This window comes from Pseudomonas oryzagri, from assembly GCF_020831405.1.
GTDB classification, from domain to species: domain Bacteria; phylum Pseudomonadota; class Gammaproteobacteria; order Pseudomonadales; family Pseudomonadaceae; genus Geopseudomonas; species Geopseudomonas oryzagri.
The window spans coordinates 182,060-200,515 of record NZ_JAJHPU010000017.1 but is presented as its reverse complement, the minus strand read 5'-3'; the positions used below and the strand labels follow the sequence as shown (position 1 = coordinate 200,515).

Genomic DNA, 18,456 nt, shown 5'->3' with positions numbered 1-18,456 from the left:
TCATGCGCCTGGGTTGGTTGCTGCTGGCGTTGCTGCCGCTGCTCGGCGAGGCGGCGGAAGCCCCGCTGCAGCTGGCGCTGCGCAATAATCAGAATAACCAGGGCGCCGAGCTGGTCCAGCTGGATCGCAGCCGGGTGCTGTCGCGCGGCGCCCTGCCGGCGGATTTGCAGACCCCGCTGGGCAGCCTGTGGAAGCTGTTCGTCTACGCCTATCTCGCCGACAACCGGTTGGCCGAAGTCGGCTACACCTGCCAGGGCCAGGCGCGCGACGAGGTCTACTGCTGCGAACCGGGGCAGCGCATCGAGCGCGACCAGGCGCTGGTGCAGTCCTGCGGTCTGTACTTCGAGCCGCAGCGCCTGGGCGTGGGCGCTGCCGACTGGGCGAGCTACTGGCAGGCGCGTCACGCGCCAGCCTGGTTGCGCGATCTCGAGCGCCTCCAGCCGGAAAGCCGGGTGGCGGTTGCCGAGCTGCTGACGGCGCTGGCGCAGTTGCCGGCCCAGGAGCAGGCCCGCCGGGTGCTGCTCGACGTGCTGCTGAATGGCCCGGAGGGGACGGCGCTGGGAGCGCTGGGCGGGCGCCTGCGGGTAAAGACCTGGAGCTGGCTGGCCGAGCACGACGCCGAGGCTCGCCAGGGTGGTTTCGCCGGCTGGCTGGTGGATGGCACGCCACTCTGGGTCGGTGGTAGTGGCACCGGGCGGAGCATTCTCAATCATTACGCCGAAGCGCTGGGTACTGCCTTGCCCACGTCCTGGCCGCGCGAGCCGGGCAGCTGCGTGGAGGTGGGCTTGTTCGCCCGCTATCCGCTGCGCGCAGTGCGGCGCGCGGACAGCGCCGAGGGCGTGGCGGAGGGCGTGCTGCGCGGCCGCTACGAGGTGACGTTCGTCAACGGCAACCGCCTGGCGATCGACAGCGCCGGCGAGCTGTTCCTGACCCGCGCGGACGGGGCGCCGCATTTGGTCGCCCGCCTGGAGCGGGAGGAGTACGTGGCGCGGGTGCTCGACCGCGAAGCCGCGGCCCGGCCGGTCGAAGCGGCCAAGGCGCTGGCGGTGACCATCCGCAGCTACCTGCTGCAGAACGCCGAACGCCGCGGCGACTGCCTGGCCACCGCCGACAGCAGTGCCAGCCAGCGGGTGGCGCCGCGCCCGGCGAGCGCCGAGGCGCGCCGCATCGTCGCCTGGACCACCGATCTGGTGCTGGCCGGCAGTCCGGTCGGCTATCACCTGGAGCAGCCCGGACCGGCGCGTCTGGCCTGGCGCGACGCGGTGGCGCAGGCCGGCACCGGGCTGCGCTACGACGCGATCCTGGCGCGCGCCTTCCCGCGCGCCAGCCTCAGTCGCTGGGACAAGCCGATGGCGGCCTGCCAGGCGCTGCCGGCCGCCGAGGACTGGCTACGGGCGCGGCAGCGCGAGTGGCGGGGGCGGCTGGATGGCGAGCCGGGCTACGGCGAGCCCCGCCAGTTCACGGTATGCCAGCTGGCGTCCGGTCGCCCGCATGTCGACCGCGAGCGCCGCCGCATCTTCGTGCGCGGCCTGTTTTCCCTGCAGGACCGCCTCGACCTGACCCACGAATACCTGCACCTGGCCTTCGAGGCCCATCCCAACGGCCAGGACGAAGGCTATGTCGAAAGCCTGGCCCGCCACCTGTTGCTGGAATAGCCCCATGACCACTCGCCTGTCCGTCGCCGTCGCCCTGCTGGCCGGCCTGTTGCCCATCGCCGTGGTGCCGGCCGGCGAGACGATCCGCCTCGAGGCGCCGCTCGCCGGCTGGCGGCCGGGCTCTGCCGAGGGCGCGCACTTCCTGCAGCAGGTCAACTATCCGGCCTCCTCGGTCAACAGCGCCGCCGATCAGGCGGCGACGGCGCGCATCGTCGGCCTGATCGAGGGAGCGCCCAAGGGCGCGGGCGCCCCGGCGCGGCTGATCGTCAACGGCCTCGCCATGCCGCTCAAGGCCCAGGCCGACGGCCGCTTCGACCGTCCGTTCGTGTTTCCCGCCGGCAGCAACGGCGTGGAGGTGCGCAGCCCCGACGGCCGGCAGGCCCACCGCGTGCAGTTCTACAACAGTGGCGGCCACGGCGAGACGCCCGCGCGCCTGCGCGTGGTGCTGGCCTGGGACAGCGACAACACCGACCTCGACCTGCACGTGGTCGCCCCGGACGGTGGGCACGTCTGGTATGGCGAGCGGGCGCTGGCCAATGGCGGCGCGCTGGATGTAGACGTGACCACCGGCTACGGGCCGGAGATGTTCGCCTCGCCCAGCCCGCTACCCGGGCAGTACCTGGTCTACGTCAACTACTACGGCGGTGGCGGCGATCCGGGGGTGGCGCTGACCACGGCGCAGATCACCCTGATCAGCCAGGAGGGCACGGTGGACGAAAAGCAGGAGTCCTTCCTGGTGCCGATGCGTGCGCCAGGCGAGCTGACCCTGGTCAAGCGCTTCAGCTATCCCTGAGCCACGGCGGTCGCGTCCGCCCGGCCGTGATCGATACGGTCAGGCCGACGCCCGGAACGAACGCCAGCGAAGCGCGCCCGCCCCGCGCACGCCTTTCCCCGTCTGCCCCGGCTATCATTGGCGGCTTGTCGATAGCCGAGGCATGGCATGCTCTCCCTCTTCCTGCAGACGCTGTACATCACCCTCCCGGTATTCGCCATGCTGTTCCTCGGCATGCTGCTCAGGCGCCTCGGCCAGATCGACGACCACTTCATCCACACCGCCAGCGGCCTGGTGTTCAACGTCAGCATGCCGGTCATGCTGTTCCTCGCCATCCTCCACGCCGACCTCGACACCGCGCTGCAGCCGGCGCTGCTCGGCTACTTCGCGCTGGCCACCGTGGTCGGCTTCCTGCTCGCCTGGGGCTGGGCGCTGTGGCGCTGTCCGCGTGCCGAACGCGGCGTCTACGTGCAGGGCGCCTTCCGCGGCAACAACGGCATCGTCGGCCTGGCGCTGGCCACCAGCCTGTACGGCGACTACGGCCTGTCGCTGGGCGGTGTGCTCGGCGGGTTGGTGATCCTGCTCTACAACAGCCTCGCCGTGCTGGTGCTGGAGGTCTACAGCCCCAACGGCCGGACCAGCCCGTGGAGCATTCTCAAGGGCATCCTGCGCAATCCGCTGATCCTCGGTGTGCTGACGGCGATGCCCTTCGCCTGGTGGCAGGTGCACCTGCCGGTCTGGCTGACCACCTCGGGCGAGTATCTGGCCCGGCTGACCCTACCGCTGGCGCTGATCTGCATCGGCGGCAGCCTGTCGCTGGCGATGCTGCGCGCCAGCAGCGGCCTGGCGGTCAGCGCCAGCCTGATGAAGATGCTCTGGCTACCGGCGCTGGCCACCCTGGGCGCCTGGCTGTGGGGCTTCCGCCAGGCCGAGCTGGGCATCCTGTTCCTGTTCTTCGCCAGTCCGACTGCGGCGGCCAGCTACGTCATGGCCCGCGCCGCCGGCGCCAACCACCAGCTGGCGGCGGCGATCATCGTCATCACCACCCTGCTGGCGGTGCTGACCACCAATCTCGGCCTGTTCGTGCTGCAGTGGGGCGGCTGGATCTGAGTCAAGCCAGCCGGCCGGCCAGGCGGGCATACTGGCGCCCGCCAGGTGGCGACGACGCCAGGCAATTTGCGTAATTGTCCAAGGGGCAATGGAAAATTCCGTCCCCTTGGGGCAGATTGTGCGACCTCATTCGACGGCTTGCCCTGACCCGGCAGGCCGCTTTGTTTTCCGGGAAGTCCGCATGAAGTTATTCTCGACGTCGAATCGCGCGCTGACGCGCGATGCCATCCAGGTCGTCAACCTGCGCCGCCTGCTCGTTCCCGGCGTGCTCGCCCTGCTGGTGCTGAACCTCGCGACCTTCGTCGGCGGCGTGTGGATCGGTCGGGGCCTGGAGCAGGCCGGGGTTGCGCCGCCGGCGGGCGAAGTGCCGGCGCAGCCGCAGGCCGAGGAGCGTTTCGCCATCGCCCGGGTCGGCGAGCTGGTCGGCCGCCTGAAGTCGCTGGAAGCCGACGTGCTCTCGCTGCGCAAGATGCTGGGCGAGCACAAGGTGCTGACCCAGCAGTTGTCGGCGCTCGATCCCTCGCTGTTGCCCGCGCTGGTCCCGGATAAGTCCGCCGCGCCGGCGGGGCAGGGCGGCCTGCTGCTGCCGCCGCGCGGGTGTGCCGAGCAGGCCCCGGCCGCGAGCGCCGCTTCGCTCGAGGATCTGCCGCGCAGCATGGCCGCGGCGCGTTGTCTGCGTTCGGAGCTGGATCGGCTGATGGAGAGCGTGGCCAATCGCAACGCCGCGCTGATGGCGATTCCGTCGCGGCGGCCGGTGGAGCGGGCCCGCCTGGGTTCGGCGTTCGGCAACCGGGTCGATCCTTTCAACCGGCACCTGGCGTTCCATTCGGGCGTGGATTTCTCGCTTCCCACCGGCGCCGCCGTACTGGCGGCGGCCGGCGGCAAGATTCGCTTCGCCGGTCAGCAGGGCGGCTACGGCAAGTTGCTGGAAATCGATCATGGCAATGGCCTGGTGACCCGCTATGCCCACCTTTCGCGCTTCCATGTGCAGGCCGGCGAGCTGGTGACCCCGGGGCAGCGGATCGCCGATGTCGGCTCGACCGGCCGCTCGACCGGTCCGCACCTGCATTTCGAAGTGCTGCACCACGGTCGCTTCGCCGACCCGCAGCGTTTCCTGGCCCTCGGCGACATGGAGCGCGACCGCAGTGCTATGGCCCACGACTAGGAAGCCCTCCACCCGCGATCTGCTGCGTGCCGAGCACCGCCTGCAGACCGTCCGCGGCGGCCGCCTGTGGCAATGGGCGGTGTTTCTGGTGTTCTGCCTGGTCTGTGCGGCCTGGTGGTGGCGCCTCGACGATGGCCGGGAGCGCGAGCGCCGGCTCGCTGCTCTCGCCGCGGAAAATCGCGCGCTGCAGGCGGCGCTGGAGCAGGGCCGTCTGCAGCAGGGCGAGGCGCAGGCCACCCAGGAACAGCTGATGCGGCGGATCGAGGAGATGTCGGCGCAGGTCAAGCGCTTGAAGACCGAGCTGGCCTTTTTCCAGCAACAGAAGAAAAAACACTAGTCATTCGGAGTCAGGGATGTTCAGCAGCAAGAAGTCGGCTTCCAAGGTGTCCATCGATAAGTTCTCCAGCCTGATCTCCGGCAACGTGTCGATGGTCGGCGATCTGGAGTTCGAGGAAGGTCTCAAGGTCAGCGGCGTTTTCAAGGGCAACATCAGCCACAAGCAGGGCACCCACAGCCTGCTGGCGCTGAGTGCCGAGGGGCGCATCGAAGGCAACGTGAGCAGCTACGACGCGCTGATCGACGGCACCATCGTCGGCGACCTGGTGGTCGAACATCTGCTCGAGTTGCATTCCAACGCGCGGGTGCGCGGCAATATCAGTTACCGCCAGCTGAGCATGGAGAACGGCGCGGTGGTCGACGGCAAGCTCAACCGCCTGGGCGACGAGGAGACGCAGGCGCAGGTGCTGGAGTTGCCGCATCTGCAGCCCCAGCAACGTTGACCGACATTCCCGGGGAGAGCCCCCTCAGTCCGCCAGCCGCTCCAGGCGCACCTGGGCGGTGCCGCTGCGCAGCATGCCGAGGCGCTCGGCGGCGGCGCGCGACAGGTCGATGAGCCGCCCGCGGGCATGCGGTCCGCGGTCGTTGATCCGCACCACCACGTTGCGCTGATTGGCGAGGTTGGTGACTCTGACCCGGCTGCCGAACGGCAGGCTGCGATGGGCCGCGGTCAGGGCGTGCTGGTCGAAGCGCTCGCCGCTGGCGGTACGCCGGCCATGGTGGCGGCTGCCGTACCAGGAGGCCTTGCCTTCGGCGCGGTAGTCGGCGCTGCCTTCGGCATCGCGGGACGACCCTTGGCTGGCGCAGCCGCCCAGCAGCACCAGGAAGAAGCTCAGGAGCAGATGTTTCATCGCGAAGAACCTTGGGAAGGCACGACGCCGGGCTTGCCCGGCGTCGGCAGGTGACCTTCGCTTCGATTCGCGGAGTCGGCGGTTGGTTCACTGCCGCCTGCGTTTGAGCAGATCCGCATAGACGGCCCGACCGAAACTGCTCACGGACAGGCTATCGCGGCCCGGCCATCCCGGGCCGGGCGCTGGCAAGGGCAACCCTGGGGTTGCCCGCCGGCTCAGCCTTCGAGCAGCTTCTTCAGCAGCTCGTTGACCTGGCCGGGGTTGGCCTTGCCCTTGGACGCCTTCATGGCCTGGCCGACGAAGAAGCCGAACATCTTGCCGCGCTTGGCTTCGTCGCTGGCGCGGTACTGCTCGACCTGGGCGGCGTTGGCGTCCAGCATTTCCTTGAGCATCGCCTCGATGGCACCGGTATCGGTGACCTGCTTCAGGCCCTTCTTCTCGATGACCTCGTCGGCAGTGGCACCTTCGCGGGCGGCGAGGAACTTGAAGACATCCTTGGCGATCTTGCCGGAGATGGTGTTGTCCTTGATGCGCAGGATCATGCCGCCGAGCTGCTGTGCCGATACCGGCGACTGCTCGATCTCGATGCCGCTTTCGTTCAGCAGGCTGGACAGGTCGCCCATCACCCAGTTGGCAGCCAGCTTGGCGTCGCCGCAGGCGGCCTGCACGGCTTCGAAGTACTCGGCCATCTCGCGGCTGGCGCTCAATACGCTGGCGTCGTAGGCGGACAGGCCGTACTGGCTCTCGAAGCGCGCGCGCTTCTCGCCCGGCAGTTCGGGCAGTTCGCCACGGACCTGCTCGATGAAGCTGTCCTCCAGCACCACCGGCAGCAGGTCGGGGCAGGGGAAGTAGCGGTAGTCGTTGGCTTCTTCCTTGCCGCGCATCGAGCGCGTCTCGTCCTTGTTCGGGTCGTACAGGCGGGTTTCCTGCACCACCTTGCCGCCGTCCTCGATCAGCTCGATCTGCCGCTGGATCTCGTGGTTGATCGCCTTCTCGATGAAGCGGAACGAGTTGACGTTCTTGATCTCGGCGCGGGTGCCGAAGGCTTCCTGGCCCTTGGGGCGCACCGAGACGTTGCAGTCGCAGCGCAGCGAGCCTTCGGCCATGTTGCCGTCGCAGATGCCGAGGTAGCGCACCAGCGCGTGGATGGCCTTCACGTACGCCACCGCCTCCTTGGCCGAACGGATGTCCGGCTCGGAGACGATCTCCAAGAGCGGGGTGCCGGCGCGGTTGAGGTCGATCCCGGACATGCCGTGGAAGTCCTCGTGCAGGCTCTTGCCGGCGTCCTCCTCGAGGTGCGCGCGGGTGATGCCGATGCGCTTGACGGTGCCGTCCTCGAGGGTGATGTCCAGGTGGCCCTTGCCGACCACCGGGTGGTCCATCTGGCTGGTCTGGTAGCCCTTGGGCAGGTCCGGGTAGAAGTAGTTCTTGCGCGCGAACACGTTGGTGCGGCCCAGCTCGGCGTCGATGGCCAGGCCGAACTTCACCGCCATGCGCACGGCTTCTTCATTCAATACCGGCAGGGTGCCGGGCATGCCCAGGTCGACCAGGCTGGCCTGGGTGTTCGGCTCGGCGCCGAAGGTGGTGGCGCTGCCGGAGAAGATCTTCGACCGGGTGCTGAGCTGGGCGTGGATTTCCAGCCCGATCACGGTTTCCCATTGCATGTGTGTCGTCCTCAGAATCCGGCCGGGGTGCGGGTGTGCCAGTCGGTGACCTGCTGGTACTGGTGCGCCACGTTGAGCAGACGCGCCTCCTGGAAGTACGGCGCCAACAGCTGCACGCCCACCGGCAGACCGTCGACGAAGCCGGCCGGCATGGACAGCCCGGGGATGCCGGCGAGGTTGGCGGTGATGGTGTAGATGTCTTCCAGATAGGCCGACACCGGATCGGCGCTCTTCGCGCCGAGCTGCCAGGCCGGGTTCGGCGTGGTCGGGCCGAGGATCACGTCGACCTCGGCGAACGCCTGCACGAAGTCGTTCTTGATCAGCCGGCGGATCCTCTGCGCCTTGAGGTAGTAGGCGTCGTAGTAGCCGGCCGACAGCGCGTAGGTGCCGACCATGATGCGCCGCTTGACCTCGGCGCCGAAGCCCTCGCCGCGCGAGCGCTTGTAGAGGTCCTCGAGGTTGACCGGGTTCTCGCAGCGGTAGCCGAAGCGCACGCCGTCGAAGCGCGACAGGTTGGAGCTGGCCTCGGCAGGCGCGATCACGTAGTAGGCGGGAATCGCGTGCTGCATGTTCGGCAGCGAGATGTCCTTGACCGTGGCACCGAGCTTTTTCAGCTCCTCGACCACCGCCAGCACCTGCTCGGCGATGCGCGCGTCGAGGCCGGCGCCGAAGTATTCGCGGGGCAGGCCGATGCGCAGGCCGGCCAGCGGCTGGTTGAGCGCGGCCAGGTAGTCGTCCACCGGGGCGTCGACGCAGGTGGAGTCCTTCGGATCGAAGCCGGCCATGGCGCCGAGCAGCAGGGCGCAATCCTCGGCGGTGCGCGCCAGCGGGCCGCCCTGATCGAGGCTGGAGGCGTAGGCGATCATGCCCCAGCGCGATACCCGGCCGTAGGTCGGCTTGAGGCCGGTGAGGTTGGTCAGCGCCGCTGGCTGGCGGATCGAGCCGCCGGTGTCGGTGCCGGTGGCGGCGGGGATCAGCCCGGCGGCCACCGCGGCGGCCGAGCCGCCCGAGGAGCCGCCCGGTACGCGGGAGAGATCCCAGGGGTTCTTCACCGCGCCGAAGTGGCTGGACTCGTTGGCCGAGCCCATGGCGAACTCGTCCATGTTCAGCTTGCCGAGGCTGACCGTGCCGGCGGCCGCGAGCTTCTCGACCACGGTGGCGTCGTAGGGCGCCTTGAAATTGTGCAGGATCTTCGAGGCGCAGGTGGTCAGCACGTCTTTCGTGCAGAACAGATCCTTGTGGGCGATCGGCGCGCCGAGCAGGGCGCCGTTCTCGCCGCTCGCGCGGCGCGCATCGGCGGCCTGGGCCTGGGCACGGGCCTGATCGGCGGTGACGGTGATGAAGCTGTTGAGCTGCGGGTCGAGCTGCTGGATGCGCGCCAGCAGGGCGTCGCTCAGCTCGACGGCGGAGAAGTCCTTGGCGGCCAGGCCGCGGGCGATTTGCGCCAGAGTCAGACGATGCATCACTCGATCACCTTGGGAACCAGATACAGACCATTTTCCACGGCCGGGGCGATGGCCTGGTAGGCGTCGCGCCGGTCGGTCTCGGTGACCTGGTCGGCGCGCAGACGCTGGGTGGCTTCCAGCGGGTGGGCCAGCGGCTCGATGCCGTCGGTGTTCACTGCCTGCATCCGGTCGATCAGGCCGAGAATGTTGTTGAGGGTCTCGGTGGTGCGCGGAATTTCCGCCTCGTCCAGCCCGAGGCGGGCCAGATGGGCGATTTTTTCCACGTCGGAGCGTTCGAGCGCCATCGGGTGTCTCCAGCGGAAAAGCGACGAATGACCGGCAGGCGTGGACGGGGGGAACAGGGCCGCCAAACGGCGGTCAAAGGCCGCGATGAGGGGCCTTTGCGGCCCGGAAAAGCGAGCAATCTAACATATGTGCGCCTTGCCCAAAATCCCTGCCGTTGTTAGAGTTCGCCGCACTTTTAGCCACGCGTTCCCCCCAGGGTTTTCTATCCCATGTTGAAAAAACTGCGCGGCATGTTTTCCAGCGATCTGTCGATCGACCTGGGTACTGCCAACACCCTTATCTATGTGCGTGAGCGCGGGATTGTGCTCAACGAGCCGTCCGTGGTTGCCATCCGCAACCAGGGCAACCAGAAGAGCGTGGTAGCCGTTGGCACCGAGGCCAAGCGTATGCTCGGCCGCACCCCGGGCAACATTTCCGCCATCCGCCCGATGAAGGACGGCGTGATCGCCGACTTCAGCGTCTGCGAGAAGATGCTGCAGTACTTCATCAACAAGGTGCACGAGAGCAGCTTCCTGCAGCCGTCGCCGCGCGTGCTGATCTGCGTGCCGTGCAAGTCGACCCAGGTCGAGCGTCGCGCCATCCGGGAGTCGGCCCTCGGCGCCGGCGCCCGCGAGGTGTTCCTGATCGAGGAGCCGATGGCTGCCGCCATCGGTGCCGGCCTGCCGGTGGACGAGGCGCGCGGCTCGATGGTGGTCGACATCGGCGGCGGCACCACCGAGATCGCCCTGATCTCCCTCAACGGCGTGGTCTACGCCGAATCGGTGCGCGTCGGTGGCGACCGCTTCGACGAGGCCATCGTCACCTACGTGCGCCGCAACTACGGCAGCCTGATCGGTGAGGCCACCGCCGAGCGCATCAAGCAGGAGATCGGCGCCGCCTATCCGGGCAGCGAGCTGCGCGAGATCGACGTGCGTGGCCGCAACCTCGCCGAGGGCGTGCCGCGCAGCTTCACCCTCAACTCCAACGAAGTGCTCGAGGCGCTGCAGGAGTCGCTGGCCGCCATCGTCCAGGCGGTGAAGAGCGCCCTCGAGCAGTCGCCGCCGGAGCTGGCTTCGGATATCGCCGAGCGCGGCCTGGTGCTGACCGGCGGCGGCGCGCTGCTGCGCGACCTCGACAAGCTGCTGGCTCAGGAAACCGGCCTGCCGGTGATCGTCGCCGAAGACCCGCTGACCTGCGTCGCCCGTGGCGGCGGTCGCGCCCTGGAGATGATCGACCGTCACGCCATGGATCTGCTGTCGACCGAGTGAGTCTCGAGCGGCAAGCCCGGCGTGGCAGGCCCCAGCGCCTGGCGCCGGGGTCTGCCGCTGGCGCTTGACGTTCCAGGCTTGAGGCTTGCCGTTGCGAGGAGCTCGCCATCAAACCGCTTTTCTCCAAGGGACCCTCGCTGGGTGTGCGTCTGCTGGTGCTGACCGTTCTGTCGGTGGCGCTGATGGTGGTGGACGCCCGCTTCGACACCCTCAAGCCGCTGCGCGGCAATCTGGCGCAGGTGATCACCCCCTTCTACTGGCTGGCCGAGCGGCCGCTGCGCCTGTGGGAGGGCGTCAGCCAGCAGTTCAGCCGCCGCGACGAGCTGATCGCCGAGAACGAGAAGCTCAAGGCCGAGGCCCTGCTGCTGCAGCGCCGCCTGCAGAAGCTGGCCACCCTCACCGAACAGAACGTGCGCCTGCGCGAACTGCTCAACTCGGCGGCGCTGGTCGACGAGCAGGTGCTGGTCAGCGAGCTGATCGGCGTCGATCCCAATCCCTTCACCCATCGCATCCTGATCGACAAGGGCGAGAAGGACGGCGTATTCCTCGGCCAGCCGGTGCTCGACGCCCTCGGCCTGATGGGCCAGGTGGTCGAGGTGATGCCCTACACCGCCCGCGTGCTGCTGCTCACCGATACCACCCACAGCATCCCGGTGCAGGTCAACCGTAACGGCCTGCGTGCCATCGCCGTCGGCACCGGCAACCCGGAGAGCCTCGAGCTGCGCTTCGTCGCCGACACCGCCGACATCAAGGAAGGCGACCTGCTGGTCAGCTCCGGCCTCGGCCAGCGCTTCCCGGCCGGCTACCCGGTGGCCACCGTCAAGGAAGTGATACACGACTCCGGCCAGCCGTTCGCCGTGGTGCGTGCGGTGCCCACCGCGCGGCTCAATCGTAGCCGCTACCTGCTGCTGGTATTCAGCGACCGACGCTCTCCGGAGGAGCGCGCCGTGGATGCCGCGCTGGCCCAGGAAGCCGCCGACCGCGAGGCGGCGCAAGGCGGGGCCGCTGCGCCGACGCCGGATGCGGCGAATCCCTCCGGGCCCGCGGCTACGCCACCGGCCAACCCGCTGGCCGCGCCGGCTACTCAGGCGAGCCCGCCCACTGCCGGCCGTTCCGCTGCGGCGAATCCCGCCGCGCCGTCGGCCGCCCACCCGGCGGCCGCCCCGGCTACTCAGGCGAGCCCGTCCGCTGCCGGTCGTGCCGCTGCGGCGAATCCCGCTGCGCCATCGGCCGCCCACCCGCCGACCGCGCCGGCTACGCAGGCGAGCCCGGCCGCTGCCGGCCGCTCCGCCGCGACGAATAGCACGGCGCCGGCGCCAGCGGCGGCCCCTGCCGGAGGAGCCCGCTGATGGTGGTGGTCGCCCGTTCCCGCTCCCGCAACGGCTGGTTCGTCTGGTTCAGCCTGCTGTTCGCCCTGCTGCTCAGCGTGGCGCCGCTGCCCGAGTTCATGGCGGTCGGCCGGCCGCTGTGGCTGCCGCTGCTGATCGCCTACTGGTTGCTGGCCGCGCCGCAATGGATCGGCATGACCCGCGTCTGGCTGCTCGGCCTGGCCGCCGACGTGCTCTACGGCACGCCGCTCGGGCAGAACGCCCTGGTCCTGGCGCTGATCGTGTTCATGCTGCTGTCGCTGCACCAGCGGCTGCGCATGTTCCCGGTCTGGCAGCAGAGCCTGGTGCTGCTGGTGGTGTTCGGCCTCGCCCAGCTGGTGCAGTTGTGGCTCAACACGCTGACCGGCAACCGCCCGCCAACCCTGCTGTTCCTGTTCCCCGCACTGGTCAGCGCGCTGCTCTGGCCGTGGGTGTTCACCATCATGCGCTGGTTCAGTCGCCTGCTGCGCGTCCACTGAGCCTCGCCACGCTCCGAGAGGGATATCGCTCGTGAAGTCGCTCCATCTGGCCTCCGCCTCGCCCCGGCGCCGCGAACTGCTGCAACAGATCGGCGTGCCCCATCGCCTGGTCAGCGCGCCCATCGACGAAAGCGTGTTGCCCGGCGAGGCTCCGGCCGCCTACGTCGAACGCCTGGCACGGGCCAAGGCCGCCGCCGGTCTGGCCGCGCTGGGTGGCAGCGCTGCGGCCGCTGCGCATGGCGCACCCTGCGGCTCAAGCGAGCCCTGCGTGCTGGGCGCCGATACCGCGGTGGTGCTGGACGGGCGCATCCTCGGCAAGCCGGCCGACCGCGCCGACGGCCTGGCCATGCTCGCCGCGCTGTCCGGGCGCAGCCACGAGGTGCTCACCGCGGTGGCGGTATGCGATGGCGATCGTTGTGCGGCGCGGGTAGTGAGCAGCCGTGTGCACTTTCGCACCCTCTCCGCCGCCGAGCGCGAGGCATACTGGGCGACCGGCGAGCCGCAGGACAAGGCCGGCGGCTACGCCATCCAGGGCCTGGCGGCGATTTTCGTCGAGCATCTTGCGGGCAGCTATTCTGCGGTGGTGGGTCTGCCGCTGGCGGAAACCGCCGAGCTGCTCGGCGGCTTCGGCATTCCCTGCTGGCAGCAGGGTGACGCCGGCTCCTGAAGGGCGCAGCATGGACGATCCCCCGCGACGAGAAGCGTAACTAGATGAGCGAAGAAATCCTGATCAACATCACCCCCATGGAATCGCGCGTGGCGGTGGTGGAAAACGGCGTCCTCCAGGAAGTGCACGTCGAGCGCACCCTGCGTCGCGGCATCGTCGGCAATATCTACAAGGGCAAGGTGGTGCGCGTGCTGCCCGGCATGCAGGCGGCGTTCATCGACATCGGCCTGGAGCGCGCGGCCTTCATCCATGCCTCGGAGATCTCCACCCGCGAGGGCAGCGCGGTGGAAAGCATCAGCGCGCTGGTCCACGAGGGACAGAGCCTGGTGGTGCAGGTGACCAAGGACCCGATCGGCACCAAGGGCGCGCGCCTGACCACCCACCTGTCGATTCCCTCCCGCTACCTGGTATACATGCCGCGCAGCAGCCACGTCGGCATCTCGCTGAAGATCGAGGGCGAAGCCGAGCGCGAGCGACTCAAGCAGGTGGTGGCCGACTGCGTCGCCAGCGAGGGCATCGAGGAGCAGGGCGGCTTCATCCTGCGCACCGCCGCCGAGGGCGCCGGCGCCGACGAGATCCTCGCCGACATCCGCTACCTGCGCCGCCTGTGGGAGCAGATCTCCACCCAGATGCAGACCGCCAGCGCGCCCTCGGTGATCTACGAGGACCTGTCGCTGGCCCTGCGCACCCTGCGCGACCTGGTCAGCCCGCGCACCGAGAAGATCCGCATCGACTCGCGGGAGACCTTCCAGAAGGTCGGCCTGTTCGTCGGCGAGCTGATGCCGGAGGTGTCCGATCGGCTCGAACACTACCCCGGCGAGCGGCCGATCTTCGATCTCTACGGCGTCGAGGACGAGATCCAGAAGGCCCTGGAGCGCAAGGTGCTGCTCAAGTCCGGCGGCTACCTGATCGTCGATCCGGCCGAGGCGATGACCACCATCGACGTCAACACCGGCGCCTTCGTCGGCCATCGCAACCTCGAGGAAACCATCTTCAAGACCAACCTCGAGGCCGCCACCGCCATCGCCCGCCAACTGCGCCTGCGCAATCTCGGCGGCATCATCATCATCGACTTCATCGACATGGAAGACGAGGAGCATCGCCGCCAGGTGCTGCGTACCCTGGAGAAGATGCTCGAGCGCGACCACGCCAAGACCAACATCATCGGCATCACCGAGCTGGGCCTGGTGCAGATGACCCGCAAGCGCACCCGCGAGAGCCTGCAGCAGGTGCTTTGCGAGCCCTGTCCGAGCTGCCAGGGCCGCGGTCGGCTGAAGACCGCGGAAACCGTGTGCTACGAGATCTTCCGCGAGATTCTCCGCGAGGCCCGCGCCTACCAGGCCGAGGGCTACATGGTGCTGGCCAGCGACAAGGTGGTGGGGCGCCTGCTCGATGAGGAATCGGGCAACGTCGCCGACCTGGAGGCATTCATCGGTCGGCCGATCCGCTTCCAGGTGGAGAGCGAGTATTCCCAGGAGCAGTTCGATGTGGTGCTGCTCTGAAGTCAGGGACTGACATGTCCCCGGCGGGCCGGCTGCTCGAGCGCGCGCTGGATGCCCTGCTCGCGCTGAGCGCCACGCTGCTGTTGCTGGCGGCCCTGTATGTCAGCCTGGGGCGCGCGCTGGTGCCGCTGGTCGCCGAATACCGCGGCGAGCTGGAACAGCGGGCCGCCGCAGCCCTCGGCCAGCCGCTGCAGGTCGGCGCGCTGAGCGGTCACTGGCAGGGCTTCGGTCCGCTGCTGGAGCTGCGCGACGTGCAGCTGCAGGCGGACGGCGAAGCGCTGCACCTGGAGCGTCTGCGCCTGGTCCCGGATGTGCTCGACAGCCTGCGTACGCGCAGCCTGCGCATCGCCCGCGTCGAGCTGCTGGGGCTGCAGCTCGGCCTGCGCCAGGAAGCGGACGGCCGCTGGCGCGTCAAGGGCCTGCGCCAGCCCGCCAGCCCGCGTCCCGAACTCGATCCGGCCAAGATCCTTGCCCTCCTGCTGGCGCCGCGCCAGGTGGTGGTGCTCGGCAGCCGGGTGACCCTGGAGCCGCTCGAGGGCGCGGGAGCGACCCTCGGTTACATCGATCTGACCCTCGACAATCGCGGCACGCGCCAGCGCCTCGACGGCCGCCTGCTGCTGCCCGATGGCCAGCCGCTGAGCTGGCAGTTGCAGAGCAGGCTGCGTCCCCACGAGTGGCGGCGCGCCGCCGCGCAGCTCTACCTGAGTCTGCCGCAGAGCGAGTGGGGCAGTTGGCTGGCCCGCCAGCTGCCGGCCGCCTGGCCACTCCAGGTGCAGCAACTGCAGGCCGGCGGCGAAGTCTGGCTGGACTGGGCCGACGGCCAGACGCAGCGCGCCGTGGCCCGTCTGCATGCGCCGAAGGTCGCGCTGCAGCGCGGCGGCGCGACCTCCGAGTTCAGTGACCTGGCGCTCAGCGCCTGGTTCGAGCGCGAGACCGAGGGCTGGCGCCTGCTGGTCGAGGAGCTGGCCGGCAGCTTCGCGGGCGAGCGGCTCAATCCCGGCCAGCTGCAGCTGCGCTATCACGCCGGCGAGCAGCGCTATTGGAGTCTGCAGGCCGAGCGCCTCAACCTCGCGCCGCTGACCACGGTGGTTCGCGCCCTGGCGCCGCTGCCGCCGTCGACCGCGGAGATCCTCGACAGCCTGGCGCCGCACGGCCGCCTGCGCGATCTGAACGCCGAGATCCGTCCGCGTGGCGAAGGGCTGCCCGAGGTGGAGTACAACGCGCGTCTCGATGGCGTCGGTTTCGGCGCCTGGCACAACGTGCCGGCGGCAGACAACATCAGCGGCAGCCTGAGCGGCACCCTCGAGGGCGGGCAACTGCGTCTGGATGCCCGCGATTTCATGCTCCACCTGACCACCCTGTTCCCCGAGCCCTGGCGTTACCGCGAGGCGCACGCCCGGCTGGACTGGCGCCTCGACGCCGACGCCTTCACCCTCTCCAGCCCGCTGATGCGCCTGTCCGGCGAGGAGGGCGAGCTGGCCGGCAACATGCTGATCCGCCTGCGTCGCGATCCGGCCGCCGAGGACTACATGGACCTGCAGGTCGGTCTGCGCCACAGCCAGGCGCGCTTCACCGAGCGCTATCTGCCGACCCGCTCGCCGGGGCTCAGCCCGCAGCTGGCCGGCTGGCTGAAGACGGCGATCCGCGCCGGGGAGGTCGACCAGGGTCTGTTCCTCTACCAGGGCTCGCTGAACAAGGGCGCGCCGCCGCACTCGCGGACCCTCGGTCTGTACTTCAAGGTGCGCGACGCCGAGCTGGCCTACCAGCCCGAGTGGCCGCCGCTGCGCCAGGTGGCCGGCGAGGTGTTCGTCGCCGACGGTGCGGTGCGCGTCGAGGCGCCGAGTGCCCAAGTGCTGGACAGCCAACTGCGCGACGTGCGGGCGCAGGTGCAGCCCGGCGCGCCGGGGCACGGCTCGCGCCTGACGGTGGAGGGGGCGGTGGAGAGCAGCGTCGGCGACGGCCTGAAGATCCTCCAGGACACTCCGCTCGGCCACAGCCGGACCTTCGCCGGCTGGCAGGGCGAGGGCGCGCTGAACGGCCGTCTGCAACTGGACATCCCGCTGCACCGCGAGGATGGGCCGGTGGGGGTGGTGGTCGACTTCGCCGCCGAGGGCGCCCGCCTGCAGCTGCCGCAACCGGCGCTGGAGCTGCAGGCGATCAGGGGCGCCTTCCGCTACGATACGGCCCGCGGCTTGAGCGCGCCGGAGGTGCGGGCGCGCGCCTTCGACCGCGAGCTGCGCGCGGTGATCAGCGCCCGTGGCCAGCCCGGCAAGCCGCACAGTCGCGTGGACGTGCGCAGCAGCATCGCCGTCGAGCGCCTGGTGAGCTGGTTGGGCCTGCAGCCGGCGCAGATTCCCGCCGGCGGCGAGCTACCCTACCGTCTCTGGCTGGATCTCGAATCCGGCGACGCCAGCCGCCTGCGGGTCAGTTCCGATCTGGTCGGCACGCGCATCGACCTGCCGGCCCCGTTCGGCAAGACCGCCGAGGAGGCGCGCAGCGCCAGCTGGCGGATGAACCTGGGCGGCGCCGAGCGCCGCTACGGCTTCAACTACGCCGGCCTCGCCAGCCTGGCGTTCACCGCACCGGTCGGTCAGTTGGCCAACGGCCGCGGCGAGTTGCGTCTGGGCGGCGAGGCGGCGCAGCTGCCCCGCGAGCTCGGTCTGCACCTTCGCGGCCGCCTGGACACCTTCGACTGGGCGGCCTGGCAAGCCCTGCAGGCGCGCTACGCCGGCGATGGTCAGGGCCAGGCGCTCGGCGGGGTGCTGCAGTCGGCCGAGCTGCTGCTCGGTCGGGCCAGCGCCGGCGGGCTGAGTTTCGAGCAGTTGCAGGTCGGCCTGCGGCGTGCGGGGCTGGCCTGGCGCCTGCAGCTGGACAGCCGGCAGCTCGCCGGCAGCGTCGTGCTGCCGGCGGAGAGCACGACGCCGCTGCGCATCGACCTGGCGCGCCTGAGCCTACCGGCGCGCGCGCCGGCCGAGAACGCTGCCCTGATCGACGCCGGGCCGGCAGCCGATCCGCTGGCTCAGGTCGACCCGCGCAGCCTGCCGCCAATGGACGTGAATATCGACGCCCTCTACCGTGGCGAGGAGCGCCTGGGCCGCTGGCGGTTCCGCAGCCGGCCGAGCGCCGCCGGCGCCCAGTTCGATCAGCTCGATCTCGACCTCATGGGTCTGCACGTCGATGGCCGCATGGACTGGCAGGGCAGCGGCGCGAGCAGCCGCACCAGCTATCGTGGCCGCCTGTCCGGCAAGGATGTGGCCGACGTCCTGCTGGCCTGGGGCTACGCGCCCAACATCAGCAGCAGGAACTTCGAGTTGGCTGTCGACGGCGCCTGGCCGGGCTCGCCGGCGCAGGCCGGCCTCAAACGCTTCAGCGGCAGCCTTGATGGACAGTTGCGCCGGGGCCAACTGCTCGAGGTGGAGGGCAGCGCCAGCGCGCTGCGCGTGTTCGGTCTGCTCAACTTCAACTCCATCCGCCGGCGTCTGCGCCTGGATTTTTCCGACCTGTTCGGCAAGGGGCTCAGCTACGATCGCATCGGCGGTCGCCTGGACGGCATCGACGGCGTGATGCTGACCCGCGGGCCGCTGGTTCTGGAGGGACCGTCCACCCGCCTGGAGCTGGATGGGCAGCTCGACGTGGCGCAGGATCGGATTGCCGCCCGGTTGCGGGTCACCCTGCCGCTGTCCAACAACCTGCCGCTGGCCGCCCTGCTGGCCGGCGCCGCGCCGGTGGCCGGGGCGCTGTTCATCGTCGACCAGTTGGTCGGCGATCGCCTCTCAAGGGTGGCCAGCGTCGAATACCGGGTCGCCGGCCCCTGGCGCGATCCGCAGATCACCCTGTTCGGCAAGCCGGCAGGTGACACACGCTGAGTGCCTCGGGTTAGGATGGGGCAT

At 69.7% G+C, this 18,456-nt stretch carries 16 protein-coding genes; 12 read left to right on the top strand and 4 right to left on the bottom strand.

Annotation, left to right across the window (positions count from 1 at the left end; genetic code table 11):
- Window positions 1-2 precede the first annotated feature (2 nt).
- From LMJ29_RS06150 to LMJ29_RS06125, 6 genes are all read left to right on the top strand, one after another.
- The gene (locus LMJ29_RS06150; RefSeq protein ID WP_229604632.1) at window positions 3-1,655 is read left to right on the top strand and encodes a DUF2300 domain-containing protein; all 1,653 of its coding nucleotides are present in this window, start codon (window positions 3-5) and stop codon (window positions 1,653-1,655) included.
- Window positions 1,656-1,659: 4 nt separating this feature from the next.
- The gene (locus LMJ29_RS06145; protein WP_377656392.1) at window positions 1,660-2,448 is read left to right on the top strand and encodes a YfaP family protein; all 789 of its coding nucleotides are present in this window, start codon (window positions 1,660-1,662) and stop codon (window positions 2,446-2,448) included.
- Window positions 2,449-2,595: 147 nt separating this feature from the next.
- Window positions 2,596-3,537, top strand: a complete 942-nt coding sequence (locus LMJ29_RS06140; protein ID WP_229604630.1) for an AEC family transporter — start codon at window positions 2,596-2,598, stop codon at window positions 3,535-3,537.
- Window positions 3,538-3,718: 181 nt separating this feature from the next.
- A complete protein-coding gene (locus tag LMJ29_RS06135) occupies window positions 3,719-4,702 on the top strand; it encodes a M23 family metallopeptidase (protein ID WP_229604629.1) in 984 nt (327 codons plus the stop codon).
- On the top strand, window positions 4,683-5,039 hold the full coding sequence (locus LMJ29_RS06130) for a hypothetical protein (protein WP_229604628.1): 357 nt from the start codon (window positions 4,683-4,685) through the stop codon (window positions 5,037-5,039). The genes LMJ29_RS06135 and LMJ29_RS06130 overlap by 20 nt, the downstream gene beginning before the upstream one ends.
- A 16-nt stretch (window positions 5,040-5,055) precedes the next feature.
- Window positions 5,056-5,481 carry a bactofilin family protein gene (locus LMJ29_RS06125; protein ID WP_229604627.1) on the top strand — a complete coding sequence of 142 codons (426 nt, stop codon included), beginning with the start codon at window positions 5,056-5,058 and terminating at the stop codon, window positions 5,479-5,481.
- A gap of 24 nt (window positions 5,482-5,505) precedes the next feature.
- Here the strand turns inward: LMJ29_RS06125 and LMJ29_RS06120 are convergent, their stop codons facing one another.
- The 4 genes from LMJ29_RS06120 to gatC form a co-directional block, all read right to left on the bottom strand.
- Window positions 5,506-5,889: a septal ring lytic transglycosylase RlpA family protein gene (locus LMJ29_RS06120; RefSeq protein ID WP_229604626.1), complete on the bottom strand. Its 384-nt coding sequence runs from the start codon at window positions 5,887-5,889 to the stop codon at window positions 5,506-5,508.
- A 215-nt stretch (window positions 5,890-6,104) separates the two neighbouring features.
- Complete coding sequence (gene gatB / locus LMJ29_RS06115) at window positions 6,105-7,553, bottom strand: Asp-tRNA(Asn)/Glu-tRNA(Gln) amidotransferase subunit GatB (protein ID WP_229604625.1); 1,449 nt, start codon at window positions 7,551-7,553, stop codon at window positions 6,105-6,107.
- An 11-nt stretch (window positions 7,554-7,564) separates the two neighbouring features.
- Window positions 7,565-9,019: an Asp-tRNA(Asn)/Glu-tRNA(Gln) amidotransferase subunit GatA gene (gene gatA, locus LMJ29_RS06110; RefSeq protein WP_229604624.1), complete on the bottom strand. Its 1,455-nt coding sequence runs from the start codon at window positions 9,017-9,019 to the stop codon at window positions 7,565-7,567.
- The gene (gatC, locus tag LMJ29_RS06105) at window positions 9,016-9,303 is read right to left on the bottom strand and encodes an Asp-tRNA(Asn)/Glu-tRNA(Gln) amidotransferase subunit GatC (protein WP_229604623.1); all 288 of its coding nucleotides are present in this window, start codon (window positions 9,301-9,303) and stop codon (window positions 9,016-9,018) included. The genes gatA and gatC overlap by 4 nt, the downstream gene beginning before the upstream one ends.
- Before the next feature lie 210 nt (window positions 9,304-9,513).
- On the opposite strand from gatC, the gene mreB reads away from it, so the two are divergent.
- The 6 genes from mreB to LMJ29_RS06075 all read left to right on the top strand — a co-directional run bounded on the left by mreB (window position 9,514) and on the right by LMJ29_RS06075 (window position 18,432).
- On the top strand, window positions 9,514-10,551 hold the full coding sequence (mreB, locus tag LMJ29_RS06100; RefSeq protein ID WP_229604622.1) for a rod shape-determining protein MreB: 1,038 nt from the start codon (window positions 9,514-9,516) through the stop codon (window positions 10,549-10,551).
- A gap of 155 nt (window positions 10,552-10,706) precedes the next feature.
- Window positions 10,707-11,900, top strand: coding sequence for a rod shape-determining protein MreC (gene mreC, locus LMJ29_RS06095; protein ID WP_229604777.1), 1,194 nt, complete (start codon window positions 10,707-10,709; stop codon window positions 11,898-11,900).
- On the top strand, window positions 11,900-12,397 hold the full coding sequence (mreD, locus tag LMJ29_RS06090) for a rod shape-determining protein MreD (protein WP_229604621.1): 498 nt from the start codon (window positions 11,900-11,902) through the stop codon (window positions 12,395-12,397). The genes mreC and mreD overlap by 1 nt, the downstream gene beginning before the upstream one ends.
- A 31-nt stretch (window positions 12,398-12,428) precedes the next feature.
- Entirely contained in the window at window positions 12,429-13,064 is a 636-nt protein-coding gene (locus tag LMJ29_RS06085; RefSeq protein ID WP_229604620.1) for a Maf family protein, read from the top strand.
- 44 nt (window positions 13,065-13,108) lie between these two features.
- Window positions 13,109-14,566, top strand: coding sequence for a ribonuclease G (gene rng, locus LMJ29_RS06080; RefSeq protein ID WP_229604619.1), 1,458 nt, complete (start codon window positions 13,109-13,111; stop codon window positions 14,564-14,566).
- Window positions 14,567-14,580: 14 nt separating this feature from the next.
- Window positions 14,581-18,432: a YhdP family protein gene (locus LMJ29_RS06075; RefSeq protein WP_229604618.1), complete on the top strand. Its 3,852-nt coding sequence runs from the start codon at window positions 14,581-14,583 to the stop codon at window positions 18,430-18,432.
- Window positions 18,433-18,456: the final 24 nt, after the last annotated feature.